The sequence below is a fragment of the Singulisphaera chitinilytica genome, from assembly GCF_049331405.1.
GTDB lineage: Bacteria > Planctomycetota > Planctomycetia > Isosphaerales > Isosphaeraceae > PoT.
The window spans coordinates 1864258-1890624 of sequence record NZ_CP186274.1; the positions used below are offsets into that span (position 1 = coordinate 1864258).

Here is a 26367-nt window from a genome sequence, read left to right on the forward strand (position 1 = left end):
GATCTTCTCCACGTCAGGACCGGCAAGCGGGCGCGATGAACGTGGGGCGCCTCATCTCGTCGTCGTGCGGCATCAGAAAGCATACCTGATTTGGCAATAGGGTAGCTTCTCCTTCAGGAGGTCGCAGAACTCGGCGACCATCCGCCCCTTGAAGCCGTGCTTGTATCTCAGATTGATGCCGCCACGCTCCGAGACTTTCGGCTCCTGGTTGCGGGGCGTCCAGAGGAGCTCCTCGGCCTTCGGATGCCAGCCGAGGTTGATCTCGTGGAGCCCCTCGTTGTGCGTGAGGAAGATCACCTCGCAGGCGAGCTGCCGCCTGGCCCTCTCGCCGATCCCTGCGTCGACCAGCTCGAACAGCTCGGCATACTCCTCCTGCCAGCCTTCATAGATGACCACGGGCGAGAAGTTGAGCTGGACCTCATATCCGGCGGCGACGAAGTCGTCGATCGCCGCGATCCTGTCGGCGATCGGGGAGGTCCTCACGTCCAGCAACTTCGCCTTAGAAGCCGGCATCAGGCTGAACCGGATCCGCGTCTTCTCCTGCGGGTCGAGTTCGAGGAGTTCGCGGTTCACGTACTTCGTGGCGAAGCTCGCCTTGCCGTCGGGGATTCTCTTGAAAAGGTCGACGAGTGAAGACACGTTATCGCTGATCAGGGAGTCCACCGAGCAATCGCTGTTGCACCCGATGTCGTAGACCCAGCACGACTCGTCGACCTGATTCGGCTCCGTCTTCGGGCCGAGCTTCCTGGCATGTCGCGCGATGGCCCCGCAGATCGCGTCGATGTTGACGAAGACCGTGATGGGGTTCGCGTACCCCTTGTTCCTGGGCACGTAGCAATAGGCGCACGACATAACACAGCCGTTCGCCGTGCTCGGCGCGATGAAGTCGGCCGAGCGCCCGTTCCTGATGAACTCGAGCCCCTTCTTCAGGCCCAGCACGAGCACCGAGCTCTTGATCCGGTTCCAGCTCTCGACGTTCCCCTCGTTCCCGAACAGCCCCGGGATCTTCCAGTGCCCCTCGACGATCTCGACCCTGGCCTCGGGGAACCTCTCGAGTACGTCCCGCCCGACCTCGGACTCGACCGCCGCACGCTCGGCGTAAATCGTCCTGACATCCAGGAGCCCCGGGACCTTGACCGGTTTACTCGGGCCACCGCGGCCGAAGTCGAGCAGCCCTTGCATGGCCATGCCTCTCTTCCACACCAATGCAGCGGAGGTTCACACGATCCTTCCGGCAAGTTCAATCCCTGCGATCGCAGAGAACCCAAATTAAAAAGAATCGGCCGGAGATCGATCCAACACCAACCGAAAGAAAGATTCCCTGCAGTTTCAGGACCTTGTCGGTCCGATGCCACAAAGGATTCTGTAAACGTTGATTTGCGTCAACGATCTCAGCTCAAAACATTGGTTGGTGGGATCGTAACGAGTCGGTGGGAGGAGTTCGCGATCAGGCATAGAGACCGGCAGTGTATGGTGGACCCCGAAAACTGGACCATCTGTTAAGCTACTCAGACGGGTCTGAGGAGGAGGACGGATGGCGAGGAAGCGGCAAGTCCACACGGCGGCGTTCAAGGCTCAAGTCGCCCTGGCGGCCCTCAAGGGAGACCGCACGATCAACGAGTTGGCCGGCCACTATGGCGTCCATCCCACATCGATCCATGGCTGGAAGAAGCAGCTCATCAGCAGTGCCGAGGAGGTCTTCGGGAGTCCGGCCAAGGCGGCCTCGGCTGACGCCGAGGCACGCCAGGCCGAACTCTTCGAACAGATCGGGCGCCTCAAGATGGAACTCGAGTGGCTGAAAAAAAAAGTCGCCCCATTCAGTTGAGGACCGAAGGCCCTTGATCGAGCCGGATCATCCCCGGTTGAGCGTGCGCCGCCAGTGCGAGTTGCTGGGGCTGAGCCGATCGAGCCTCTACTACCGACCTGCGGGTGAGTCGCCCGAGGACCTGCGCCTGATGCGGTTGATCGACGAGCAATATACGGCATGCCCGTTCTACGGCAGCCGCAAGATGACCGCCTGGCTGGAACAACGAGGTGAGGAGGTCAATCGGAAGCGAGTACAGCGCCTGATGCGGAAGATGGGCCTGGAAGCGATCTATGCCAAGCCCAGGCTGAGTCAGGCCGGGAGAGGCCATAAGATCTACCCTTATCTCTTGCGAGGTGTCAAAGCCCGGCGAGCGGACCACGTGTGGAGCACGGACATCACTTATGTGCCGATGAGTGGAGGGTTCATGTACCTGGCGGCGGTGATCGACTGGTACAGCCGGTACGTGATCGGCTGGCGGCTGTCGAACACGCTGGACGGCTCCTTCTGCCTGGAGATGTTGGAAGATGCCTTGAGGTCGGGGAAGCCCGAGGTGTTCAACACGGACCAAGGGGTCCAGTTCACGGCCGAGGCGTTCACCGGGAGGCTTGAGGCGGCCGGGATAGCCGTGAGCATGGATGGACGCGGCAGGGCATTGGATAACGTGTTCGTCGAACGGCTCTGGAGGACCGTGAAATACGAAGATATTTACATCCAAGGCTACGAGACGGTGCCGGAGCTGCAGCGAGGGTTGAGGCGATACTTCGGCTTCTATAACGAGGATCGGCTCCACGAATCCCTGGGGTACCGGACTCCAGGGACGGTCTACCGAGCGGACAGAGCCACGACGGCCTGATTGGACAGTAGCGAAGGATCGCCGTTTTTTGGTCTAGACAATGGGGTCCACCTCACCGGCAGTGATCGTTCGGAAGAATGTGAAAAGTTCTTCGGAGAGTGGAACTTGTGAGCTGGCGGGTCGAATGCTAGATTAGTGTCCAGATGTGCGTCGGGGCACATCCTTCGGGATATCCTGGGCAAGATCCGTTCCAGCATTGACAGTCGAGAATTTGCCCTACATAGAAGAGATTTCGTCGATGAGGCCGAAAACAATGCGACTGAATGTGTTGGCAATTTTTGCATGCTTATTCTTGTCGGCATCGAGGGCGTTTGCAGGTGACACTGATAACTACTCCAAGGTTCAAGAGCTATGCAACCTCGGATGTCTTCGCGATGCAGTCGATCTGGCCCGAGGATCGGATGAACCATTGTGCAGATTATTTCTGGCGCGCCTCGTGAGTGCTGATTCCGTAGAATTCAGGCAATCGGGTGTGACCTCATTCGATCCTTCATTGAGGATGGGACTGGAAAAATCTGTAATCCCACAGATTAAGAGTCAGGCAGATAGGGATCCGATTTACGCCGTGGGATTGGGAGATGCTTATTCGTGGGGAACTGGTGTTAACGCGGATGACGATCTCGCTTTTTCATGGTACATGAAGGCGGCCAAGCAGAATTATGTGCCGGCTTTCTTTAAGGTCGCTGTATGCTACGAGGAGGGAAATGGGACCTCTAAAGACATGGAAAAGGCGTATTCTTGGTACAAGAAGGCCGCCGATGCTGGAGACCCTTTGGGCATGGTTGGGCTCGGTGACTGCTACCTTAAAGGGGTGCACGTGACGAAGGATCGCAAAGAGGCATCCCGACTCTATTTGAATGCAGCCAATGAAGGCTCTGTTGATGGAATGATGGCCTACAGCAGAGTTGCGTTAGAGCTTGAAAAAGACATTGTAGCAGAGTCGACTCTTTTGGACACGATCCAAATTGAACGGGCTCGCTTGGATTGTCTTCGCAAAGCGTTCAAGGCTGGCAATTTAGAGGCCGCCGGCGTCCTGGGCCTCGCAACGCGGCTTGAATCTATTCTTGGGACAAAGCCCGACGGAAAGGTTAGCTTTAACTATTGTAAGGAGGCGGCAAAGTCGGGATTGGCAATGCATCTGGTGCAGCTCGGTTGCTGCTATTTGAAGGGATGGGGATGCCAGCAAGATCCGGAGAAGGCTGACAGCCTGTTTCGAGATGCTATCAAGGCGGCACAACGAGATGGCATGAAGAATTTGGAGCACGTTGTCGACAATCTTGTCGCGGCCGAAACAGTCAAGCAGCGTCTTGCCATCATCGATGAGAAGTTAGGTTGGTCATTCACGCCCGTCCCCAAGATCGAGGACCCAGCGTCCGCGATGCCCAAGGTGGCCGAGCCGAAGAAAAAGAAGAAGGCCGTGGCGAAGGACGTTGGTGGGCAACTCACGCTGACGGACATCGTGCTGAAAGTGCCGGACTTCGGGAAATACTATAACCTCGACGGCCGGGTGAGGAACCTGAGCGATCAGCCTTACGAGACGATCAAGGTCACGGTCACCGTCGAGGACCGGGCCGGGAGGCTCGTCACCACCGAGGTCGGCCTCGTCACGCCCGACCCGCTCGAGCCGAATGCCGTGGGGACGTTCAGCATCCTCGGCAAGCAAGACCCGCGGTTCCACCACCTCAAGGTCGACTTCGCCACCATCGGCGGGCGTGCGATCCCTTGGAAGGACAAGTCCGGCGAAAACGTGCATCCGTGATGATGTGTTCGCCGGTTCGTCGATGGCTCGGCCGGGGTCGTGCCGCGGCGGGTCGATCGGACTCGTAGACTCACTCCGGCTCGCGAGCTGATGATGTGTGGCGAGTCATGACCGGACGGGGCAGGGAGGTCCCATCCGGAGCATCCTCCCCGAAGTTCGAGAGTCAGTCCAAAGCGGTCGGGATCGGATCGGCCGGGGCGATGCCTTCGGGCAGGGTCTCGAGGACCTTGCCGAGGAGTGCTCCGGCATCGGTCGGCGCAGTTCCTTGCTCGCGTAGATAGACCTCGGCGGCAAGGCGTATGATCAGGGCCGAGCGACGCCGACGCTCCTTGCCCAACGCTCCCCCGGCGGCCCAGAGCGGTTCGGCGGGTCTGTTCGCAGAGGCGAGCAGGAAGCTGAGATCGAGCCCATCGATGGCATCGGCCAGGGCTCGCGGGCTGATGGCGCGGGCGGAGGGGGGAGCCGTGGGGTCGTCGGCATGAATCCAGATCGGGGCCCGCGTCGCGAGCGGGGCCTGACGCGACGGAGGGCGGTCCGCCTGGGCGAGCCAGTTGGCGCAAAGCAGGCGGAAGACGCGGCGGCTCCGCTCCAACTCCCGACCGGCCTCGCGCCGGACCCGCTGGGCGGCGAGCCGAGGCCCACCCCAGGGGACGAGCCGATCGATTGCGCCGTCCTTACGTCCACCGAGGAGCGGCGGGCTCCGGCCGAAGGATCTGAGGATCGACTCGAAGCTCTTCGTGCTCGCCAGGGAATGCTCGCTCGCGAGTGCGTCGATCTTGACGGCCTCGGAGACGCGCGGGGTCAGGGCGTCGGCCTCCTGCACGTCGCGGAGGGCCTTGCGCAGCGGCACGGCCCCGAGGCTCTCGTCGGCCGCCCACCGCACGATGCGGTTTGAGGCGAACGCATGAATCCTCGCGCCGTGGTCGCGCTGGAGGAGGTTGCCGTGGCGGCCGACGAGTCGGCTGCAACGGAGTATCGCCCGGTACCAGTCCCAGGCCGCCTCACGCTCGCCGGCCTCCTCAAGCCTCGAGCCCTCGAGGGCCGCCAGCGCCGACATGACGACGGCATCCGGGATCAGGCTCATGGTCGAGTCGAACGTGAGGTCGCCCGGCTGGTGATAGAGCCCGTCGCGACGCCCGCTCCCGGCTCGCCAGATCGCCAAGGCTTCGCGGTTCGCCTCCACGTACCGGCGCAGTTCGTCGGGGGCCGACGACCAGGCCGGGGGCGACGGATTGCCTTCGACGACTGATACGAACATGCGAGTTCGTGTGGACTCGTGGGCCGGATCCTGGCTCAGCCTGGACGCCGCCTCGGCGTAGGCGACGAAGGCGTTGTCCTCGTCGGCGATGCGGATCGGCCCGCCCACCGCGGCCATGTCGAAGGGGACGCCGATGTCCGGCAGGTCGCCGAGGTCCCGTATACGCCAGGCCGCGACCCCGATATACGCCAGCCAGGCGACGATTAACGCGGCCAGCGCCCATCGTCGCCGCCTGCGCGGCCTGCGGATATCCCGAGGCTGCTCCGACTCCGAGGTCCCGGCCGCCATCTTCGGCTCGCCTCCGCAAGAGTTTTCCCGCCGCCTGCCCGGCTCCCTCGAACTCACGCCTTCAAGGAGCCGAAGGTGATCCCGGACGATCATGGCCCGGTCGTGATCAGCCTCAGATACCCGTCGAACAGGCACTTACGACACGCCGCGCTGCCGCCGGCGCACAGGGTCTCGATCTCCTCGCCGCTCGCCCAATTGTACGCGTTCGGGTTCATGTAGTGGAAGAAGTCGAATGCGATGAAGGCCTCGGCCAGGCCGTGCGCGTTATCGAACTGGCCGACGAGCCTCGGGGCGCGGCAGGGGAAGCCCGCCCCGTCGACGCCGCGGGTGAAGCATTCCAGGACGGCCCAGGGCTTCACCCCGCTCGCGCCGCAGGCATCCTTGTAGGCCTTGAAGTAGGCCTTGCAATCGCCGGCCGAGTGCCCGAACGCGCCGATCCCGTCCTGCGGCAGGATGATATCAACCTTGATGTCCTTGAGCACGTTGGCATACGTTGTCGCCGTCCTGGCCGGGTTCGCGTACTTCGAAACGTCGGGATTGAAGTAACACGAGAAGGCGACGGGCCTGTCGGCGACGTCCTTGCATTTACGGGCCAGGGGCGCGAGATAACAGTCGCGGATCCGTTGCGTCTCGGATCCCGTCTCCTTGAAGTTCCAGGTCTCGACGGGCAGATACCAGCCGCCGAATGACGCGTGCCGGGTGTAGGCCGGGTGCGCCTTGATCCTCTCGAGCAGGGCGGATGACCTCGCCTCGGCATCCTTCAGGAACGAGTCATCCGCGAAGGCCTCGTCGCTGAGGCCGGCCTCCCAGAGCCCGAGGAAGACGCTCATGCCTCGCCTGTCGGCCTCGGCCAGGATCGCCTCGGCGGCGTCGTCGGGCTCCCCGGGGCGGAGTACGTCGAACTCCTTATCGACCCCGTTGTCCTCCTGGCGATAGGCGAGGCGCTGGATGATCACGGTCGTCATCTCGGCCTTCCGCATGGCGGCGAGGACCTGCCCCCATTCCTTCTGCACGAGCCGCGAGCTCGGGTCATGAGCGTTGCTCATGTCGAGTTGGATGAATCCGCCGGCGAACCGATCGGGGATCGGCGCCGCCGCGACGACGGCCAGCGATGCAATGAGCGCGAACATGGCATCCACCTTCGTATGAAATGTTGTGCCGCGGAGGGGATGGCGCCATCATCTCCCGTTGCGAGGCCCTGGGCAAGGTCGGTCACCGGCCCAACCGCGGTCTTTCACATCGACGACTGCCTTGCCCATCCGTTTGATACGCCTTGGATGGCCACATGCAGACGTGTGACGCAGCCGCGTTGATCCACAAAAATTTGACATTTCGATACTTTATTGTCACGGACATTTTTTGATTGCAAAGCCCTGCTGGGCTGAGTTGTTATGAGCGACATCATCGCCGCGTTTCGAGGGGCCCTACGCACTCCGTCTCGCGACCCGCTTACGGGATTCGTTGCGAGGATCTCGGGATGGCCTTACTGGCATGGAGACGCGGAACAAGGTCCAGGGCATCAGCGTGGGACTATGTTGGTTCGATTCACTCTTCGATAAGGTGTCACGGAAATGGCTCATGAAATAAATCACAAGATCATCGAGTGGGTGGATTGGCTCCAGTGGGCGGCCGTGCTGCCGGTCCTGCTGTTTATCCTCTGGTTTTATTGGCAATTTCGGGCGGAGCTCTGGCGTTTCGTCGTCAATTACGTGGGCCTCACGCTCATCCTGGCGGCGCTCTTCCTCATGGTCTTCGGCCTGCTGGGGGCGGGGCTCGGCATCCCTTATCTGTTCTGGCATGACGACTTCCTGTCGCGGTCGTTCTCCTCGATGGGGGCGACGATGCTGCTCACCGTGGTGGGGATCATCGCGTATTACCTCGACCCGAGCCCATGGGCGACGGAGAGGAAGACCAAGGCATTCCTCGAGCCCGACGAGCAGATCAAGGCCCGGCTCGAAGGCTGGTACTCGAGGCGCCTGCCGGTCATCAAGGCCAGGCCCGTCGACCAGGCGCAGACGGGCAAACGCTTGCGTTGGTGGAATTATGTCAACTTCGGATTGAACCTCGTCTGGGATCCGATCTCGATCACGCCCCTCCAACCTTTCCTCGAGCCGAATCGGGAGAACTCGCAGAGGCTCCAGCGATTCCTCCGGGTGGCCCGAGGGCCGTTCCTGCTCCTACTCCTCACCCCCGCGCTCCTGCCCGCGGTCTTCAACGAGGTACCCCACGCGGCCCCGACCGGGAAGCTCGGGCTTGAGAAGCTCATGCACATCGAGCAACCGCCGACCTATGACGTCTCGCGCAACCTCGGGGGCTACTTGCTGGGCCTCGCCTCCTGGCTCCTGGGCATTCAGGCGGGTGTCCTCATCATCAAAGTCTTCATCCGTTGCAGCACCTTCCTCCATCGACCGGGGTGGGGCGAGGACCTGAGGGCGGGGCAGGCGGCGGCCTCGACGGTCCCGCCGGGGGCGGCCTGCCCGAACTCCGGGGCTGGGCGTTGCGACGGCCCGGGGTGCCTCCGCGGCGACCCGGACGGCTCGACCGCCAGGCTGGCCGATTGCCGGGCGAGGACCCTCCAGAGGCTCGAGGTGCTGGTCTTCGCGGCCATGTTCCTCGGGACGTTCGCCCTCTTCGGGCTCGCGCGGCACCTCCGGAGCACCGGGATCCTCGGCCCGGATTCCCCGCTGGGGTTCCAGGTGTTCGACCCTTCGCCGGCGTTCGCCATCTGCGCGCTGCTGGCGGTCCTGGCCATGGGCTACTCGGCGATCGCCTCGCAGCCGCGCTCGAGGCAGGCCGTCGCGATCCTGTCGCTCGTCGCCTGGTTCGGGATCGCGAATCATGATCCTTTCAAGAATCGATTCGAGAATCTCGGATATGACAAGGGCAACGTCGTCTCGTTGCGGAGCCGGGTCGCGTCGACGTACAACGGCCAGGTCGGCGGCCCCGGTACCGACCGGACCCCCGTGAAGCTGGTGTCCGACCTCGCCGCCCTCGACGCCTGGAAGGCGGGGAGCCGCGCCGGTGAGGCGGACGTCGATGCGAAGTCCCGCCCCAAGCTCGTCCTGGTCGTCGTCAGCGGCGGGGCCACGCGCTCGGCCTACTGGACGTCGGTGGTGCTCGACCAGCTCGAGCGGAGCCTCGGCAGCTTCGGGCGCCGCGTCCGGATCATCAGCGGGGCCTCGGGCGGGATGCTCGGCGCGGCCTGTTACGTGACGTACCGCCGGGGCGTGGCCGAGGGGAAGTCCACCGAGCGTAAGTCGTTGAATCCCTCGGATCCGTCGCTCCAGCCCAGCCCCTCGTCGCTCCTGCCGGACTGGATCCGCTTCGACCTGCCGCTGCGGAGCATGGATCCATTGGCCTGGGGCATCGCCGTCTCGGAGGTCTGGAAGGCCGCCTGGCCGGGCTTCGTGCCGGAGGACCGCGGGGTCATACTCGAGAAGGACTGGACCGTCCTGCGCTATCCCTTCGCCGAGCTCGCCCCGCTGGAGGAGCAGGGTAAGATCCCGTCGATCATCTTCTCGCCGATGATGGTCGAGGACGGCCGGCGTCTGCTCATCAGCAACCTGGACCTCAGCCTGAGCTACGAGCGCGACGGCAAGGCCTACGCCTCGTCGCCGCTGGCCGAGGCCGCGAGTCGGCAGATCAACCCCGACCAGTTCGCCACAGATAACGGCCGCGACGGGACGGAACGCAGCCGGACGTCGCTCTCGAGCCTGGAATACTTCCGGATCTTCCGCGAGCCGGAGCACCGGGACCTGTTCATATCGACGGCCGTACGCATGAGCGCGTCGTTCCCCTTCGTCTCTCCGGCGGTCAACCTGCCGACGGATCCCCCTCGGAGGATGGTCGACGCCGGCTATTACGACAACTACGGCGTGCAGGTCGCGGCCGCCTGGATCCACCGCAATCGCAACTGGCTGGCGCTGAACACCTCGGGCGTGCTGCTGGTCCAGATCCGCGACTCCTCGAGCGTCCGCGACCGGATGGACATCGACGACACGCCGCCGGGCATGGCGGAGTCGATCGGCCGGGGGTTCCAGTTCTTCACGAGCCCGGTCGACGCCTTCTCCAAGGCCCGCTACACCACGGCCTCGTTCCGCAACGACGGGGAGATCATGGGGCTCGACTCGTACAACTGGGACTTCGGCAAGGACGAGGCCGGGAAGCCGATCCGACCCGAGCATCCCGAGGCCTTCTTCACCACCGTCATCTTCGAGAACTCGGCGAGGGTCTCCCTCGACCCCGACGACTTCTGGTCCGAATTGAGCAACCTCGAGAGTGGGAAGCCGAACAATCGGCCCTTCCGCGAGGTCTCGATGTCGTGGTATCTGGCTCGCGCCGAGATGGAAGCGACCGCCCGCGCCATCCCCGGCGACCCGCCCAAGGGCTCGCGCTGGGCCGATCCCATCAACCGCCGCAACATGATCCAGACCCTCCACGGCCAGGTCTTCACCATGATGACCGACGACGCCAAATATCAGCAACTCGACGAGGCCAAGAAGGACGAGATGCGGAAAAAGGGCTATTTGTGCTATCCCCCGGGCCCCGAGCGCGACATCCGCCTGAAGCGATTGGAACAGCTTCGGAATTATGAGAGGATGATCAACCTCAAACGATGGTGGGAAAAGGATAAGTCCTAGGATTCGTCGCGCGTGACGATCTTCTCCATGTTCGCGATCATCCGTTGCGTCAGGCCGACGAGGAGCTCCTTCTCGGCGCCGTCGAAGCCTTCGAGGACCTCGCGGGCGAGGCCGGAGAGGGCGGCGCGCACGCGGGGGAGGCGCTCGATGGCCTCGGGGGTCAGGCTGACGAGGCTGCCGCGACGGTCGTCGGGGTCGGGGCGGCGGCGGATCAGGCCGTCGCGCTCCATCCTCGAGAGGGTGGCCGCCATCGTCGGCTGCTCCACCCGGGCGAACTGCACGAGAGCGGACTGAGACATCTCCGAGCCGTCCTGCAGCGCGACCAGGACCGGGATCTGTCCGCCCGCGACCCCGAGGGCCTTGAGCCTCGCGTCCGCCAGGCGCGTCAAGAGCCGCGCCGCGCGTCCGATCAGGTGGCCGGGCGTGTTGAGTGGGAGCCAGTTCATCTCGCGATTGTCCCAAACCCGGCCTTGACCGGCAAGTGCATAGCCGGCTATCTAATTGCATAGCGTGCTATGGAAATCGCGGTCGGGCTTCGGAGGGGAGGTGGCGACGTGGGGGCTATGCCACGCATTGCGATCGTCGGAGGCGGGCCGGGGGGGCTGATGCTCGCCCGGATCCTCGAGACGCGAGGGGTCGTCGCGGAGGTGTTCGAGCGGGAGGAGCATGCCCTCGCGAGGCCGCAAGGGGGGACGCTCGACATCCACGGCGATTCCGGGCAGATCGCCCTGGCGCGAGGTGGACTGACCGAGGAATTCCTGCGGGTCGCCCGCTATGAGGACCAGGGGACCAGGCTCCTCGACAAGCACGGGCGGGTCGTGTTCGAGGAGTCGGGCCAGGCGGGCGACCGCCCGGAGGTGGATAGGACGGCGCTTCGAGACATCCTGCTCGGGTCGCTCCCGGCCGACCGGGTTCGATGGAGCCACGCGCTGAAGGAGGTGCGGCCGAGAGACGACGGGACCTATGACCTGGCATTCGAACAGGGCGAGGCCGGGCCCTTCGACCTCGTCGTGGGCGCGGACGGGACCTGGTCGAGGGTGCGTCCGCTGGTCTCACCCTATCGGCCGCAATACACGGGCGTGACGTTCGTCGAGTTCGGCATCGACGACGTGGACTCTCGCCACCCGGGGCTGGCTCGGCTCGTCGGCCGCGGCAAGATGGACGCCCTCGGGGACGCCAAAGCCATCATCGCCCAGCGTAATGGGGATTCACACGTTCGAGTTTACGCGATCTTCCGCGTTCCCGAGGATTGGGCCGTCCGCAAATTCAACTTCTCGAGGCCTGCCGCCGTTCTCGCCGGGCTCCTGGAGCAATTCGAGGGCTGGTCCGATGAGATCCTGGATCTATTCCGGGCCGGGAACGATCATGTGGTCCCTCGCTCGCTCTATGCCCTGCCGGTCGGGCACCGCTGGGCGAATCGGGTGGGGGTGACGCTGCTCGGCGACGCCGCGCACGTGATGTCGCCGTTCGGCGGCGACGGCGTGAACAACGCCCTCTTCGACGCGGCGGAACTCGCCCGGCATCTCACGGAGGGGGAGGGGGACGACTGGCGCGAGGCGGTCAGGGCGTACGAGGCCGAGATGTTCGAGCGGGTCGTCGACTCGGCTCAACACGCGGCCGAGGCCGTGGCGACGGTCCTCTCGCACGACGACCTGGCCATCTCGCTCGAGCATGTCCGGCAGGTTATCGGCGGCGGCGACCTCGTCCCCAACATCGGCTCGCAGGAGGCCGGAGCCTGACGAGGCGCACCGGCCGATTGACGCGCCGGGGACGCCTCAGGAATCGCCCACGGCGAGCGCCGAGGCCCTCGCCTGCGCGGCACGTTCGAGGCTCCTGGCGAAGTTGGGGGTCTCCTCCCTGTTGTGGGAGTCGGAGGCCTGCTGGCGGGCGGCGGCGGCCTGCTCGAGGGTGGTGCCGTGGGCCTCGAGGAAATCGAGGAATTCCGGCGTTGCATAGGAATGGATGTGATTGGTGTATTCGCACGTCGACTCGTCGATGCGGCGGGCTTTCAGCTCCCAGACCACCTTCACGCGGGTGCGGCCGTTCTTCGTGATCGTGTCGGAGAGGGAGACGAGGCGGCAATGCAGCGGTTCGCGCCGTTCGTGGACGTAATGCTGCACGACCAGGGCTTCGCCGATCATCTCGACGTTGATCGACATCGGTTGGCCATCGTCCGACTTCGTGACGCCCGCGGCGATGTGGGCGGTCGAGCAGCGTTGATACTCGGCGTCGACGAGGTTATCGAGCCAGTCGGCGATGTCGACCCGCTCGGCGGGGGCGTGGATCGTGGCGGTCACGGTGGAGATGGACAGCGTCGGTGCGTCGTCGGGCATGGCTCGTCCTCGCGGCCTGGTCTTCGAAACGATTGGCGGGCTCGACGCGAGTCCGTCCCCGATCAAGGAGCGGCCGTCGCGAGGATCCCGCGTCCTCCCGGCGTAACTCCTAGGCGAGGCGAGGGGACACGGTCGCGCGTCGGATCTTTCGGCCCCGGCCATCGGCGCGGCCGATGGAGCCTCGTCCGCCGGAGGAACGGTCCGCCTGGCATCGCGGCACGTCAATCGGCAGAATACTCACGCGGGACCGATGCGGGGATCGACGTTTCGTCGCGAGGGCCTTCGAAGCATGGCGAAGATACCGATGGGGACCGAGCGGCTGCGGCCTTTCCTACCCACGCGCGATTTCGAGACGTCCAGACGCTTCTACGAAGCGATCGGCTTCGAGAAGGTGTCCGATGGGGAAGTCGCGATCTTCAACGTCGGGTCGGGCGGGTTCATCCTCCAGCGCTTCTATCAGGAAGACTGGGCCGGCAACACGATGATGAGCCTGATGGTGGACGACCTCGACGCGTGGTGGTCGCATCTCGAGTCGCTGGACCTCGCGGGGCGCTTCGGCGTCCAACCGCCGAGGCCTCCGGCCATGCAGCCCTGGGGGCTCCGCGTCGCGTATCTCTTCGACCCCGCGGGGGTCCTCTGGCACGTCGCCCAGCGTCGCGAGGGCGTGCCGCAAGATTCGTGAGGCATGGACATGAACTCGCTGGCCGTGGATACGTTCAGCACCTTCGGCGTGGGCGTCCTCTGCATCGCGCTCGCCATCATGTTGCTGACCCTCTTCTACAGGGTCCTGGCCTGGATCTCGAACCCTCGCGGCGAGCCCGAGCCGCTCACCGTCCGCGGCGTCTTGAAGGAGGATACCTGGGCGACGGTCTACATGACGGGAACCAAGACATTCGAGCGCGTCCGCTTCCTCGGCTACATGAGCTCGGAAAGCACCAAGTACCACCTGCCTCATGAGCTCAACGGCATGGTCATCCTCGAGGACGAGGCGGGGAGCCGATTCCTCGTCCGCGCGAAGGCGATCCGGATGATCGTCATCGCGCCGGAGTCCAAGGGGGCCGGGGTGAAAGAACTCTGAGGCAAGGTCCGCGGGCCCCTGCGGTTCGACGTCGGAGGGATCAGGCGTATGTCGCTCGACATCAGCTACCGGCTCTTTTTCCCGTTGGCCTCGGCCTCGGTCGTGCTCGACGGCCTGTCGAACATCCTCCTCGCCGATGGCGAGCACGCGGTGCGGATCGCCGCGCCCGATGGCAGGGTCGTCGTCATCCCGGCGGCCGATCCGAGGCCGGGGAACCCGAAGCAGGCCGAGGTCGTCGGGTTCGACTCCTCCCCGTCATTCGTCGCCCTCTTGTCGTACACGGTGCGGAAGAAGAAGAGGACGTCGAAACCTCGGATCAACAAGTGGGGAGAAGAGGAGTTCTTCAAGGTCATCAAGACGACGGATTTTCGCGCGGCGAATGTCTCGATCGACTGCGGGCGGGACTACTTCGAGGTGAACTTCGCGAACCTCTCCAACGACTTCGGCTTCTTCGAGTCGACGGCCGTGTTCTCGAAGCTCGCCGAGCTCTACGAGGAGGGGAGGGGGGTCGTCGCGGCGCGACTCGAGATGCTCGAGAACTGGCGGGCCTTCGCCCCCCTCGGCGATGACGACCCCGCCGAGGAGATCCAGCTCCCCGACGGCTTCGACGAGGGCGAGGCGGGGATCGACGGCCTGGTCGAGGCGCTCATCGGCCGGCTCGGGGGCGGCTCGACGCGATAGGTCGAGCCGCCTCATTGCGGCGACCTGACCGTCGGCTCGTCACCAGGCGCGGCGGGGCGTATAGCTCTCCAGCTCGGGCTGGGTGCTGCGGCGGTAGTAGTTGGCCGTGCCGAGGTAGCGGCGATCGAGGTAGCCCGTGTCCATGAGCGTGTTCGACTCCCAGACGAGCTGCCTGGTGGTCGCGTCGTAAGCGAAGAGGGCGAGCTTCACCACGGCGTCTTGCCGGTTCTTGCGGGTCAAGGCGCTCGTGTTCGCCCCGATCGAGGCGACGGGCAGGGGGACCAGGGGGTTCGACGGGATCGAGAGGGGGAGCGAGAACTGGCAGTCGACCTCGTCCGTGGCGTAGGCGGCGACCGACGCCTCGACGATCGTTTGCGCGTCCTTCTTCTCCGACTGGAGCAGGAGCCCTTGCCGGGCCATCTCGCGACGCAGGCTGAAGATGATCCAGGAGGCGTCCGGGGCGCTGACCTGCGAGGTGTCGAGGAAGACGCGCCGACCCGCCAGCGGCCCGAAACTGAGCGACGCGATGACCCTGTCGGCGACGCCGGTGAGTAGCAGTTCCTCGCTGCCGCTCCGCGACGTGCCCGTGATCTTGGTCGTGACGCTGGCGCAACCGTCCGCGGTCATCGCCAGCGCGAGAATCGCCAGGCTCGCCAACCGTCTCAAGGGACTCTCCCTCCCCGCCGCGACTACGAGTTCCTTCCCTATTATCGGTACAATCGGCCCTCGAGATTGAATGGCATTCCGTCACCGCGTCTGGTCCTGGCCATCCCTTGCAAGGCGGAGAGGGGCCGGGGCTCACCAGAAACTCTCGATCCTGGAGATCGAAAAGTCTTCGTGGCGGACGACCCGGTCTCGACCGAGGCGCTTCGCGGCGAACATGGCGTGGTCGGCCTGCTCGATCAGCATCGTGGACGTGTGGGTGTCGGGCGTCAGGGTCGAGAGGCCGAAGCTCGCGGTCACGGGCGTCCGGGGCCAGCGGTGCTCCAGCATCCTCGCCCGGAGGGTCTCGACCCAGCCCAGGCCGTCCCTGGCGTCGCCCCAGTGCAAGAGGGCGGCGAACTCCTCGCCGCCGTATCTCGCGACCACGTCGTCGGGACCGATCTGATGGCGGAGCAGGTTCGCCAGCTCGCGGAGGACCTCGTCTCCGGCCGAATGCCCGTGGCGGTCGTTGTACGCCTTGAACCCGTCCAGGTCGAACAGGATCAGGGTCAGGGGGCGTCCTTCCCGCACGCAGTCGTTGAAGCTCGACTGCAAGACCTGGTGGAAGTAGCGACGGTTCCTGAGGCCGGTCAGGCTGTCCGTGTTGACGAGCTCGGCGAGCCGGGAGTTCCGCCGCCAGAGCTCCAACTGGCCCGCGAGCCCGCGCTTTCTCGCGCGAGGAGGGCCTTCGGCCTGCGGCATAACTCGCGGCCGGACCTCGGGACTCCGGGCCGGGACCTTCGCGATGACCTCGGCGGTCTCGGGTCTCGCCGACGTCGCCGGGGTCTCGATCCGGGCCGAGCCGTCCTCGAGGACGCGCAGGAAGACCGCGACGACGGCCGGATCCAGGTGCGAGCCGGCCAGCGACCGCAGGTGACTGCGCACGCGTTCGTCGGTCCAGGCGGCCCGGTAGGGGCGGTCCGAGCGGAGCGCATCCCAGATGTCCACGGCGGCGAAGAGCCTGGCCGCGAGCGGGATCGCCTCGCCGGCGAGGCCTTCGGGATAGCCCGTGCCGTCCCACTTCTCGTGGTGGCTATACGGGATCTCGAGGGCCCGCCGCAGGACGGGGATGGACTCAAGCCAGTCGCGGGCATTGCTCGGGTGCCTCCGCATGATGGCCCACTCGTCCTCGGTCAACTCGCCCGCCTTGAGCAGGACCGCGTCCGGCACCCCGAGCTTGCCGATGTCGTGCAGCAGGGCCCCTCGCCTGATGTGGACCAGGTCCTGCCCGCCGATCCCCAGGGCGCGGGCCAGGCGGAGGCTCATCTCGGTGACGCGGCGGGTGTGCCCCTCGGTCTCCTTGTCGCGGAGGTCCAGGGCCTTGGCCCAGCCTTCGATGGTCGCGTCGTAGGCAATCTCCAGCTCGCGATTGAGCGATTGGATCTCCGCCTCGCGCACACGTGAAGCGCACGCCTCCCCCTCGGTGATCCTCGCCACGCGGGGCGCGAGCAGGGCGACGACCTGGCGCCCCAGGGCCTCGAGCATCTCGACCTGGCGAGGGTCCAGTTCCCGGGGCCTGAGGTCCATGACGCAGAGGGTCCCCAGCCGATGCCCCCCGGCATCGACGAGAGTGGCCCCGGCATAGAACCGGACACCCGGCTCGCCCGCCACCAGCGGATGGGCTTCGAACCGGGAGTCGACCCCGGCGTCGGGGACCATGAAGACTCCATCGCCGAGGATTGCCCGGGAGCAGAAGGAGCCCACGCGAGGCGTCTGCTCGATCCCCGATCCGTGTCGAGCCTTGAACCAGACGCGATCGCCGTCGACGAGGCTAATCATCGCTATCGGAGTATTGCAAAGATAAGCGGCGAGACGTCCTATGTCATCGAAGGCGGCTTCGGACTCGGTGTCGAGGACTCCATATCTTCGGAGCGCGGCCAGTCGCTCGAGCTCTTCGTCGGGGGATACCATCATTAGCATTCCTGCAGTGGGGGGAGGCAGCGAGATTCGTCGTGACGATATCAAGCGATGCTCCCGGCCCCGATGGCCGGGGATTGATTCGGCCCCGCATGAGCGACCGGAGCGAGAGACGGCCGGCGGAATGTCACCCCCAAGGCCGAATCCGTCGAGGACTGCATGGCCCGGGCCTGGACTCGGCCCAGAAACGATCATTCATGGCCGGGGATCGCGCTTTCATCCCCTCCGATGATGGCCTTCCGGGAAATCCTCAGCCCATGCAATTCTGGATTCCCGAGACTATCTTTATGCTTCCCGCAGTAGAGAAATCGGTGTCGCATGATGCGACATCCGGATTACAAGAGTGGGCTAGAGGACTGGAGAAGGCCGTTTTTCCACGATTTCACACCCTGATCCCCGTCTCCCCACCGGCAACCGAGCCTCGGCCCACCATCGGTCTCGGACTTTGGCGAGAGGAGGCATAGCCCTAAGGTTTGGAGAGGTTCCAACGCGGGGGCAATATGCTCGAGCCCGCTTTGTCGTCACTTAGTAGGAAGTTTAGATCGGATTCGTGACATGGGTTGATTCAAAATCCAAAATTTTTAGACATTTATCGCCTTCGGTCGGCACGAACGACCCTCGCCCGCTTCCTGCATGCCTCGGATCGCCAGTTCTATTCCTGTCCAATTCCTGCGGGCAAAGACTTTCTCGCGATTGTGGTTGCTAATTCCGCGCCGAGACGCTTCGACGGCAGCATGCCTGCGGTGAATACCCTGCCTGCCTGTGACACGCCAGTGTCATCATGGGAAAGGTGTGACACGATGATGTCATCGCGAAGCCAAAGCACGGATAATAGGCACTTCGCTGTTGGCGGTTGAGGGGTTTGTGTGCGGCGCAACGGGATCCCGTGTTTCAAGGGCGATCAGCATCACTCGAGGCGAGCCCGGCAGGGTCGCGGCACATCGCTGGCGATCGACGTGGATGGAGAGCACCCTAGTGGGAATCGAGCGAGTCGCCATAAGTTTCAGCTCATCAACGACATGCTGAGCGCAGACGCCGGAGAAATTGCGGATTTTGATCGGGTGAGGCGAGCCGGATGGCCGTTCCTCATCCGGCTTAAATTTGATGGTCACGAAGCCCGGTCGTCGCGTATTGACACGTGAGTGCGGCGGTCGGAACCGGGCAGACCGCGAATCCTACCGGAAAAACGAGGAACGGCCCGCGGCTTGCTTAATTCCTACGCATGAACTATTTGGCTTCTTAACTAACGCAATAAAGAAGGGCGACAATCTACCCGCGTGGCAGAGTCTCGGTACATCGCCCGCCGGATTGAGTCCACGGGGTCGGAGATGCCGCACCGGACAGACGGCGTCTCATGTCCTTACTTCGTCGTCGTCAACGCCAGTGTAATATCGGAGGGGCCTCACCATGAGTCCAGGAGTGCCTGACGTGGTGGTGGAGACGGATGCCGCCTATCATCGGATTCGAATCTCAGTGATCGCGGATCTCGCGGACATGCTGCCCAGGGACGGGACGCGGGGGGATCCCGGGGCCGTCTATCGCGAGGTGCTCAGGGGGATCGTGGAGGAATCGGTCGGAGGCGACGGCTTCGCCGCGGAGACCACCGTCGCGATCGCCCAGCGCACGGCGAGCCGCTACCTGCGGTCTTGGGCCGAGGCCTCGGAGGAGGGGCCGGGCTGCACCCCCAACGTGCTGGTCGACGAATCCAGATATCGAATTATCGAGAGATGTTTGCAGGCGGAAGTCAGGATCGCCCTGCTCGACGAGGACGCCCCCCCTGACCTCGACGTCGCGATCGACAGGTCGCTCTCCCTCGTCCTCGCCGACATCGTCGAAGATGCGCAACGCTACCCGACCGGCGTCGAGAGGGAGACCGCGATGGCCGTCGCCCTCCGGACCGCCGAGGCGTTGAGGATGGACTGAACCGGCCCGCCTCAGGAGGCTCCGGCCCTCAGGGCATGATCCTCGCCCCGACGGCCGTATTCAGGTCGAGCATGCTGCGCCTGTAGCGGAGCACGGCGTCCCGGTACATCCGCGAGGAGTCGGCGTCGTCCTTGAGGTGGTCGAGGTAGTCGCCGACCTCCAACTCCCCCGACTTCAGGCCCTCGAGCGCCCGCTTGCGCGCGTCGCGGGCCCGGCCCAGCACGGTCCGCTCCACGAGCTCGAGCGCCTGCTTCGCCGCGGCGAACTCGCGATAGGCCTGCCGGACCTCGGCCGCGACCCGACGCTCGAGCGCCGCGCATTCGACCTGCGACTGGGAGTGGTTCGACCTGGCCTTGGCGATGTTCCCCTGGTTGCGGTTGAATACCGGCAGGGGGACCGTCAGGCCCACGCCCCACGACTTGCCGCTGAGCGACTGGAACGGGTGATTGTCCTGATAGCTGAACGGGTCGTAGAATAAATACACGTCGTCGAGTCGGTTCGCCCTGGCCAGGCGGATCTCCGAGTCGGCGCGACGGATCCCGAGCCTCGCGGCGTTCAGGTCGGGGCGGTAGGCCTTGGCGTCTCTGATCAGCTCCTCGAGCGGGGGCAGGGGGGGCGCCGGCAGCCTCAGGCGCCCTTTGAGGTGCAGCCCGGCGACCTGCTCCTCGGGGAGGGACAGTAGGAGGGCGAGGGCCTCCTGGGCGTCGGCCAGGGCGTCGCGGGCGTCGTCGAGCCCGGCCCGGCTCTCCCCCAGCTCGATGATCAGGCGGTCGTCCTCATAAGGGGTCGGCTTCTTCGGCAGGCCTCTCCGGTGGATCCGCTCGAGCAACCGGTCCTCGCTCCCCACCATCCGCTCGAGGGCGAGCAGGCTGATCCGCGCCGACTGGAGGTCGACGAAGGCCCGATAGAGGTTGCTGATCTGGCGCCGGGCCACGTCCTGGAACTGGGCCTCGAGCACCCGCTTGGCCGCGCAGGCGACCTCGACCCTCGACTTCCGCTTGCGCGAGACGTCGAGAGGATAGGTGATGTTCACGTCATACTGCGTCGGCCCGCCGGGCCGCTGCTGGTTGAACGCGCCATAGGGGATGAACTGGGCGTCGCCGTAGATCAGGGGGTTGTTGCGGAGCCCCGCCGTGAGGATGTCGGCCTGGGCCTGAGGCAGCTCGTACTGGATCGCCAGGACGTCGAGGTTGGCGACGCGCATCCGCTCGATGGCCTGGTCGAGGCTCATGCCGTCGGCGGGCCCGTCATCATCCACGAGGTCGCCGACGTCCCCCGCGGGGGCGTCGTCCTTCTCGTTCGGGGGCGCGAGCCCAGGCAGCGGGTCGGGCAATGCCGCCGGCCCCTGGACGCCCGACCTGGAGAACCCGCGCGCCCCCGGCCTCGGGATCCTCCCGAGCCCCCTGCGGCTCCCGCCGATGATCCCCGTGCTGAGCGACGACGGCGCCTGCTGCAGCGCCCCCGGCGACGTCGGCATCACGGGGTCGAGCGACCCCGGCATCGGGCCCAAATCCGGCCGCTCGATCAACTTCCCCGACGAGGGCGTCCCCGGATCCTGCGCGGCCGTCGCCGTGGCGACCAGCAGGAGCCCTCCCAGCCCCGCCCAGCGAAGGTAGCAAGTCGTTCGCCCCACTCCACCCCCGCCGAATCCTTCGAGGATCATCCCGGATCGGCTCGTCCTGATGACGCTCCAGTCCCTATCCTCTTCTATCGGTCCGCGCCACCCCTCCAATCCAGCATAATCCCGAGGATCATCGCATCTGCGAGGGCCGGCTTCGTCGATAACTCCGATCGGAGACCGATCTCCACGTGAAGATAAACTCATGATCGTCGATCATTGTTTCGAAGAATGTTCCGACGTTGACTTCAGCCACTCCGGAAGATCGGCGAGAGATTCCGCCAATTCCTCATCGGTGACGAGGCCGCCGAGGACTTCTCGCAGCACGATGATGACGCCGCCATCGACCAGGGATTTCCACGCTTTGACGGCTTCGCGCAGCCTGACGACGTAGAGGTCATACTCGTCGGCCCACTGCCCGCCGGCGCGGGCCAGGTAGCGATCGAGGCGGCCGCGGTCTGGGAGGGCATAGGCGAAGACCTGGAAGCGATTGCCGTAGATCTGGAGCGGCCCCCGGCTCCCGGGAGGCGTCAGCCAACGGGTGTAAATATCACCCATCGACCACGGATCCGACCATTCGACGAAGTAGACGACCGGGGGCCGCACGGCGTTGGCGCGAAGCCGCTCGGCGAAGTCGTCGACCTGGAGCCGGATGTCGGCCGGCCACTGGTCGACGCCCCACTCGTCGGGGTCGTCGGTGTTGCGGGCCTCGGCCCAGGCTCGGAGGCGCGTCAGGGCGAAATCCGCCGCGATCCCGCCCATCTTCGTGATCGTCACTCGTTGCGAGGCCAAGGGACGTTGCCTCCGTCTGGGCCATCCAACTTCGGCGGTCAACCGCGCGGGGAGCCTCAGTGCGCTCGATCCCGGGCGCCGCACCGGCAGTCGAGGGCGAAGACTGCCCGTTCATCCCAGGCGGCGAGGCTTCCTGTTCTTGTAAAGCTTGAGCTGCTCCTCGCCATCTCGTCGATCGTCGGGGTCGTCGAAGAGGGCGTTCGCCTTTCGTTGAGACTCGATGGCCTTGGCGAAGTCTCCCGCCTCGGCGTGGGCCGCGGCGAGGACGCCGAGGGTCATGGGGTTGTCCCAACCCGTGAGTTCGCATGCGCGAGTGGCATGCTTCACGGCCGTCTTGCCGTCGCGGATCGTCTCGTCGGGAGAGCAGGCCAGGATCATGGCGAGATAGTAATACGGCATATATCCGTCCGGGTCCACCGCGATGGCCCGGCGATGATCGCCGATCGCCTCGCGGTAGTCCTTCTTGCGCTTGAATACGACGCCCCGGTTGACCAGCGCCTGGTAATGGTCGGGATCGAGCTTGAGAGCCTCGCTATAGCCGGCGATGGCCTTGTCATTGTCATGCTGCCGGAGCCAGACATTCGCGCGATTGTAATAGGCCTCGGGATCGTCGGGGTCGAGTTCGATCGCCCTGTTGAAGTCGGCGATGGACTTCTGGTCCTCGTGTTTCTCATACCAGGATATGGCTCGATCCATATAAAACGCGGGGTCATCTCCGTCGAGCCTGATGGCCTCGGAGTAATCCCGAATCGCCGCGTCGTGCTGCCCCTGATCCTGCCAGGCGCTCCCGCGTCCGTAATAGGCCCTCGATGACCAGGGGCGGAGGATGATGGCCACATTGAAGTCGGCGATAGCCTTGTCATATTCTCCTTTCTCTTTCCAGGCGTGCCCGCGGTTGACCCGGTCGACCACATTCCAGGGCTCCTTTCGGAGCCTCTCGGAGTATCGGAGGATCTGCCGGTCGAGCCGATCCGCCTCATCCGCACCCTGGGCCCAGGACGACGCGCAAGCCAGCCCGCATAACGATAAGGCCGCGACGAACACTGCCGATCGCAACATGGCTTCTTGATCCTTGAGTGGAGAGGCGTTTGCCGTGCGATCCTCGAATTACCTCGCAGCCGGGGCGAGGAGAATCATCATGAGCGAATCGGACGAATGAAAACCTCGGTCGACCGCGTGCTCACCCCGGCCGAACTCCGGATCGATGGTAAGCCGCGAACGCCGAGCGGGCAAGCTCTGCACGAGCCTGCTATGATGAAACCCGCCGCCACGTCGATTCCATCAATGTTTTTGCACGCAATCCCGAGCCGATTCGATGAAACCCATGAGTCCATTCCTTCGCGTACTGCTGGGCATCGTCGGCGTGGCCTGCGTCGCGGGTTCCTTGTCCCTGGTTTGGTATTCGATGACGGCCATGCGGATCGTGATCTATTGGATCGGGGAAGAGCGCGTGCTCGGGGCCAGGAACGTGTACGTCCAGCCGGACGGCAGCAAGCTGTTGACGAACCCGGCGGCGATGGCACGCGTCATGATGCTCATCTGGGCCCTCGGGGGCGTGCTCGCGGTCGCCGGCGGGATCCTGCTCCGGAAGTCCTCGAGGCGGAGGAGGAGTTGAGCCCGCTCCGCATCCCCACGCCACGAGCCACTCGATGTGCCTCGACACCAGGGCGGATTTTCCCCCAAGAAACAACACATGAATTCATGTCATCCAACCCTCTCAAGACGGCCTCGCGGAAGTCGCGGTTGCAACGAAGGCCGGAGAATAGTAGAAACGATAGAACCTTTGTAATCGGCATAATCTCACTTCCGCCGACATCTCCCTCCGGTTTTTCCTTTTTGTGCTTGCTTTCGAGTAGTGTTCGGCCGTACATTTAGTTTGTACATTGAAGAAACGTGTGGAACTTGCAGTTTCGAGGTGGCACGCGCGGCGAGATTGCGTCGTCGCGGCGACCGCAGGCCGCATCTCTCAGGAAGAGACGAATCCGATGCCGCACGACTCCAGGCGACGGGGTGACTGCCGATGTCTCTCGCGTGATTGCGGGCGGGTCGAGGCCCGGCTCGTCATGACCTCGCCGGGTGCTTTGCCATCAAAGTTCGCGGCGATGTTGCCGCGAGCCTCCTGATCGTTCCCATTGACCTTCTCAAACCTGATCGCGTGAGGTCGCGAGGCCGATGGCCACTGGCCCGGCTGCGCTCGCAATTTGCGTCCATCTGAAGTCTGTCGGAGATCCGGTGATGATCGGCGTAGGTCGCGCCCGCCTGGCTCGGTCGGCTCCCCAGCTTACCCTCTGCGGATTCCACCATGCGGAACCCCTCCATCGCGTCCTGCGATTCTTCCGGGCGGGCAGGGACCTGATCCAGTTCGTCTGCGAGACCTGGCGCGAGGAAGACGCCGGGCATTGCCCCTACCGCCGTTCCCCCGACTCGGGCATCGACGGGGCGATCGTCGCCAGGGCCGCATATGACATCAAGCGATGTGCCTACCTGAAAATGATAGGCACCGAGCCGCTGGCCGTGCGGGGCTCCGACGAGGGGATCGTCCCCTTGCCCGGCCCGTTCGCCCGCGACGCCGTGCTCTTCCTCCTGGGCGGCCGGGTCCTGCGATTCTCGAGCGAGCGTTGGCGGGAGCCGGAGCTCGCCTCGTGCCGATGCCCCTATTTCCTCGACGCCCCTCGGGGCTTCGCGATGACCGTGCAGGCCGAGTGGCTCGCCACCGGCAGAGTCATCCCGGACGTTTCTTCTTGCGAGGAATTTCGGCGGGTGGTTCGGGGTTGTCCGGCCTCGTCACCTCAAAGGGCGGCGGGGGTATAGCCCCTCGCCTCCGGCTCGGCCCCGGCCTGATCTCGGGGGCCGGACGCTCGGCGGTCGAGTCCACCTCCTCGGCCTCCCTGGCCATCGCCCCGATGGTCCTGGTGAACGTCAGCCCCTTCGTCAGCTTCAACTCGCGATAGACGCCGATCAGCGTCACCTCATCATTCGCCAGGTCCATCGGCCCCGGGCCCGACCGACGCTCGATCTCATCGACCGGGATCGACGCGTCGAGGAACCACTCCATCGGGATCTCCATCGCCCTCGAGATTCGGAAGAGCTCGTGGCAGTCGAGGCTGCGCTCGCGCTTGGTCACCTTGTTGACCTGCTGAGGCGTCAGCCCGACCGCGTCGGCCAGGCGCCTCTGCGTCCAGTCCCGTCGGCCCAGGGCGATCGTCAGGCGATCGGCGATGATGAGCTCCGTGTCGTCCATGGCAAAATTCTGTCGCGCAAATCCCGCTCCATCAATAGGTTCGAGCGACCAATCGGGATTAATCCCGATTTTAGGGATTACATCCCTTGACGAATCTCTAAAACGGGGATTAATGTAGTCGACGAAGTGATCGGATGTTCAGATTGAGTCAGGCCGTGCGAGAGGAGGCCCGCCATGGTTTGCGACCCGAAGTTCGAGGAGACGTTGCACGCCGGCCCGCGCCTGGGGTGGGGAACCCGTCCCTATCGACCGCCGTCCGAGAAGTCTTTCGAACACCGCGAAGGTTCCTGGAAACCCGAGCGAGAGATGAACACGACTCGAATCCAAGTTTTCCTGGACCTGGCGAATCGGGGTGCCCGCAAGGTGGCGCGACGACGCCAGGACGTCGACGACTACACGCAAGACGCCTATCTCGGAGTACGCAACGCCGTGAAGAATTTCGACCCCGACCGCGGGACCCCCTTCGAACACTACGCCGTCCACTGCGCCAGGTCCAGGGCCCGCAATGCCCTGAGGCGCGACTCTCGCTGGTATGACGCGATGCTCGCCTCGGCCCGGTTGAGGCGCGAGGCCGTCGACCAGGACGCGTCGATCCGCCTGGATGCCGAGGCCCTGTTGCGCGGGCTCGAGGGCAGGGCAGGGCGGATCGTGCGGCTCCGGTTCGGCTTCGAAGGGGGCGGCAAAGCCACCTGGGCCGAGATCGGCCGTGCGGTCGGCCTCTCGGAGCACTCGGCCCGCAAGCAGTTCAAGGAGGCCATCGAGGCCCTCCGCAAACGTCATCAACATCAGGGGGAATGAACGGATGTTCGGCGCGAGATCGGCGAGGCCGCGTCGTCTCGGGAGCATTTGACCATGATTACGCCCCACGAATTCCTCGGGTCGCTCTTCGACACCAGGACGCGGCTCGTCTCGGCCCTGGCGCTCGGCCTGGGCAGGGGGGCGGCCCTCTGGATCACGCGGAGCACGCCCGGGGCGATCGAGCTGGACCTCGAATCGGCCAGGGAACTGAGGACGATCCTCGATACGTTCATCCAGCGATGCGAAGGAGCATCCCCATGCGACGACAGCCCGAAGTGAGCGTCAAGCCCCCGCGTTGCTATTGTCTCCGCTGCGACCGGCCGATCCGGGACGACGAGCCGACCGTGCAGGTCGGATTCCGCGACAAGTGCATCGCCTGCGTCCTGCGGCCCAACGTCATGGTCAACGCCGCGATCCGCCTCCGCGACGAGAAGCTGCGTCAGGTCTCGGAACCCCTCGATCCGAACCCCGCACCCGCACCCGCACCCGCACCCGTCTCGCTTCGGCGCGACTGGCGAGCTGAGAAGCGGCGCCGCGCGGCCGAGCGGCTGGAGGACGAGCGGCGTTTCTGGCAGGTCGCGGCCGAGGGAACCTGCGGACCCGATAAGGTGTCAGGTTGATCGGGGGACATACTCACGTGTCGAGCGCGAATCCGAAGAATTCCCGGGAAACCTCGCCG

At 64.8% G+C, this 26367-nt stretch carries 25 protein-coding genes; 13 read left to right on the forward strand and 12 right to left on the reverse strand.

Going from position 1 to position 26367, the window contains the following annotated elements; genetic code table 11:
* Positions 1 to 72 precede the first annotated feature (72 nt).
* Complete coding sequence (locus tag ACOYYX_RS07480) at positions 73 to 1182, reverse strand: spore photoproduct lyase family protein (protein ID WP_422931601.1); 1110 nt, start codon at positions 1180 to 1182, stop codon at positions 73 to 75.
* 352 nt (positions 1183 to 1534) lie between these two features.
* On the opposite strand from ACOYYX_RS07480, the gene ACOYYX_RS07485 reads away from it, so the two are divergent.
* A protein-coding gene (locus tag ACOYYX_RS07485) for an IS3 family transposase (protein ID WP_422923185.1) occupies positions 1535 to 2660 on the forward strand; the annotation gives its coding sequence in 2 pieces (ribosomal slippage) (positions 1535 to 1818 and positions 1817 to 2660; 1128 coding nt in all).
* A 253-nt stretch (positions 2661 to 2913) separates the two neighbouring features.
* Positions 2914 to 4419 carry a hypothetical protein gene (locus ACOYYX_RS07490; protein WP_422929306.1) on the forward strand — a complete coding sequence of 502 codons (1506 nt, stop codon included), beginning with the start codon at positions 2914 to 2916 and terminating at the stop codon, positions 4417 to 4419.
* A 163-nt stretch (positions 4420 to 4582) separates the two neighbouring features.
* Here ACOYYX_RS07490 and ACOYYX_RS07495 read toward each other — a convergent pair whose 3' ends face one another.
* A complete protein-coding gene (locus tag ACOYYX_RS07495) occupies positions 4583 to 5965 on the reverse strand; it encodes a hypothetical protein (RefSeq protein WP_422929307.1) in 1383 nt (460 codons plus the stop codon).
* An 89-nt stretch (positions 5966 to 6054) separates the two neighbouring features.
* A complete protein-coding gene (locus ACOYYX_RS07500; RefSeq protein ID WP_422929308.1) occupies positions 6055 to 7095 on the reverse strand; it encodes a DUF4434 domain-containing protein in 1041 nt (346 codons plus the stop codon).
* Positions 7096 to 7536: 441 nt separating this feature from the next.
* Between ACOYYX_RS07500 and ACOYYX_RS07505 the strand changes: the two genes are divergently transcribed.
* The gene (locus tag ACOYYX_RS07505; RefSeq protein WP_422929309.1) at positions 7537 to 10605 is read left to right on the forward strand and encodes a patatin-like phospholipase family protein; all 3069 of its coding nucleotides are present in this window, start codon (positions 7537 to 7539) and stop codon (positions 10603 to 10605) included.
* Here the strand turns inward: ACOYYX_RS07505 and ACOYYX_RS07510 are convergent.
* Positions 10602 to 11051, reverse strand: a complete 450-nt coding sequence (locus tag ACOYYX_RS07510) for a MarR family winged helix-turn-helix transcriptional regulator (protein ID WP_422929310.1) — start codon at positions 11049 to 11051, stop codon at positions 10602 to 10604. The genes ACOYYX_RS07505 and ACOYYX_RS07510 overlap by 4 nt on opposite strands.
* A 108-nt stretch (positions 11052 to 11159) precedes the next feature.
* Here ACOYYX_RS07510 and ACOYYX_RS07515 point away from each other — a divergent pair, with 108 nt between their 5' ends.
* Positions 11160 to 12344, forward strand: a complete 1185-nt coding sequence (locus ACOYYX_RS07515) for an FAD-dependent oxidoreductase (protein WP_422929311.1) — start codon at positions 11160 to 11162, stop codon at positions 12342 to 12344.
* A gap of 36 nt (positions 12345 to 12380) precedes the next feature.
* Here the strand turns inward: ACOYYX_RS07515 and ACOYYX_RS07520 are convergent, their stop codons facing one another.
* Positions 12381 to 12938, reverse strand: a complete 558-nt coding sequence (locus tag ACOYYX_RS07520) for a hypothetical protein (RefSeq protein ID WP_422929312.1) — start codon at positions 12936 to 12938, stop codon at positions 12381 to 12383.
* Between the two features lie 289 nt (positions 12939 to 13227).
* On the opposite strand from ACOYYX_RS07520, the gene ACOYYX_RS07525 reads away from it, so the two are divergent.
* From ACOYYX_RS07525 to ACOYYX_RS07535, 3 genes are read left to right on the forward strand one after another with little or no spacing between them, the layout of a single operon-like run.
* A complete protein-coding gene (locus tag ACOYYX_RS07525) occupies positions 13228 to 13620 on the forward strand; it encodes a VOC family protein (RefSeq protein ID WP_422929313.1) in 393 nt (130 codons plus the stop codon).
* A 3-nt stretch (positions 13621 to 13623) separates the two neighbouring features.
* Positions 13624 to 14016 (forward strand): hypothetical protein, encoded by a 393-nt coding sequence (locus ACOYYX_RS07530; RefSeq protein WP_422929314.1) that lies wholly within the window; start codon positions 13624 to 13626, stop codon positions 14014 to 14016.
* 48 nt (positions 14017 to 14064) lie between these two features.
* Complete coding sequence (locus ACOYYX_RS07535) at positions 14065 to 14697, forward strand: hypothetical protein (RefSeq protein WP_422929315.1); 633 nt, start codon at positions 14065 to 14067, stop codon at positions 14695 to 14697.
* Positions 14698 to 14736: 39 nt separating this feature from the next.
* On the opposite strand, the gene ACOYYX_RS07540 is transcribed toward ACOYYX_RS07535, so the two are convergent.
* The 3 genes from ACOYYX_RS07540 to ACOYYX_RS07550 all read right to left on the reverse strand — a co-directional run bounded on the left by ACOYYX_RS07540 (position 14737) and on the right by ACOYYX_RS07550 (position 18428).
* The gene (locus ACOYYX_RS07540) at positions 14737 to 15363 is read right to left on the reverse strand and encodes a DUF6655 family protein (RefSeq protein WP_422929316.1); all 627 of its coding nucleotides are present in this window, start codon (positions 15361 to 15363) and stop codon (positions 14737 to 14739) included.
* Positions 15364 to 15495: 132 nt separating this feature from the next.
* Positions 15496 to 17310, reverse strand: a complete 1815-nt coding sequence (locus ACOYYX_RS07545) for a diguanylate cyclase (RefSeq protein WP_422929317.1) — start codon at positions 17308 to 17310, stop codon at positions 15496 to 15498.
* Positions 17311 to 18122: 812 nt separating this feature from the next.
* Positions 18123 to 18428, reverse strand: coding sequence for a hypothetical protein (locus ACOYYX_RS07550; RefSeq protein WP_422929318.1), 306 nt, complete (start codon positions 18426 to 18428; stop codon positions 18123 to 18125).
* Positions 18429 to 18723: 295 nt separating this feature from the next.
* On the opposite strand from ACOYYX_RS07550, the gene ACOYYX_RS07555 reads away from it, so the two are divergent.
* A complete protein-coding gene (locus ACOYYX_RS07555; RefSeq protein WP_422929319.1) occupies positions 18724 to 19239 on the forward strand; it encodes a hypothetical protein in 516 nt (171 codons plus the stop codon).
* 28 nt (positions 19240 to 19267) lie between these two features.
* Here ACOYYX_RS07555 and ACOYYX_RS07560 read toward each other — a convergent pair whose 3' ends face one another.
* From ACOYYX_RS07560 to ACOYYX_RS07570, 3 genes are all read right to left on the reverse strand, one after another.
* The gene (locus tag ACOYYX_RS07560; RefSeq protein ID WP_422929320.1) at positions 19268 to 20902 is read right to left on the reverse strand and encodes a TolC family protein; all 1635 of its coding nucleotides are present in this window, start codon (positions 20900 to 20902) and stop codon (positions 19268 to 19270) included.
* Between the two features lie 171 nt (positions 20903 to 21073).
* Complete coding sequence (locus ACOYYX_RS07565; protein WP_422929321.1) at positions 21074 to 21649, reverse strand: hypothetical protein; 576 nt, start codon at positions 21647 to 21649, stop codon at positions 21074 to 21076.
* A 111-nt stretch (positions 21650 to 21760) separates the two neighbouring features.
* Positions 21761 to 22708 carry a tetratricopeptide repeat protein gene (locus ACOYYX_RS07570; RefSeq protein WP_422929322.1) on the reverse strand — a complete coding sequence of 316 codons (948 nt, stop codon included), beginning with the start codon at positions 22706 to 22708 and terminating at the stop codon, positions 21761 to 21763.
* 265 nt (positions 22709 to 22973) lie between these two features.
* On the opposite strand from ACOYYX_RS07570, the gene ACOYYX_RS07575 reads away from it, so the two are divergent.
* Both ACOYYX_RS07575 and ACOYYX_RS07580 read left to right on the forward strand, forming a co-directional pair.
* A complete protein-coding gene (locus tag ACOYYX_RS07575) occupies positions 22974 to 23264 on the forward strand; it encodes a hypothetical protein (RefSeq protein WP_422929323.1) in 291 nt (96 codons plus the stop codon).
* 620 nt (positions 23265 to 23884) lie between these two features.
* Entirely contained in the window at positions 23885 to 24460 is a 576-nt protein-coding gene (locus ACOYYX_RS07580) for a hypothetical protein (protein ID WP_422929324.1), read from the forward strand.
* Here the strand turns inward: ACOYYX_RS07580 and ACOYYX_RS07585 are convergent.
* A complete protein-coding gene (locus ACOYYX_RS07585) occupies positions 24372 to 24890 on the reverse strand; it encodes a helix-turn-helix domain-containing protein (RefSeq protein ID WP_422929325.1) in 519 nt (172 codons plus the stop codon). The genes ACOYYX_RS07580 and ACOYYX_RS07585 overlap by 89 nt on opposite strands.
* A gap of 174 nt (positions 24891 to 25064) precedes the next feature.
* Here ACOYYX_RS07585 and ACOYYX_RS07590 point away from each other — a divergent pair, with 174 nt between their 5' ends.
* Genes ACOYYX_RS07590 through ACOYYX_RS07600 form a run of 3 tightly spaced genes read left to right on the forward strand, consistent with a single transcriptional unit; the run spans position 25065 to position 26308 of the window.
* On the forward strand, positions 25065 to 25688 hold the full coding sequence (locus ACOYYX_RS07590; protein WP_422929326.1) for a sigma-70 family RNA polymerase sigma factor: 624 nt from the start codon (positions 25065 to 25067) through the stop codon (positions 25686 to 25688).
* A 54-nt stretch (positions 25689 to 25742) separates the two neighbouring features.
* Positions 25743 to 25967, forward strand: coding sequence for a hypothetical protein (locus ACOYYX_RS07595; protein WP_422929327.1), 225 nt, complete (start codon positions 25743 to 25745; stop codon positions 25965 to 25967).
* A complete protein-coding gene (locus tag ACOYYX_RS07600) occupies positions 25946 to 26308 on the forward strand; it encodes a hypothetical protein (RefSeq protein WP_422929328.1) in 363 nt (120 codons plus the stop codon). The genes ACOYYX_RS07595 and ACOYYX_RS07600 overlap by 22 nt, the downstream gene beginning before the upstream one ends.
* Positions 26309 to 26367 lie beyond the last annotated feature (59 nt).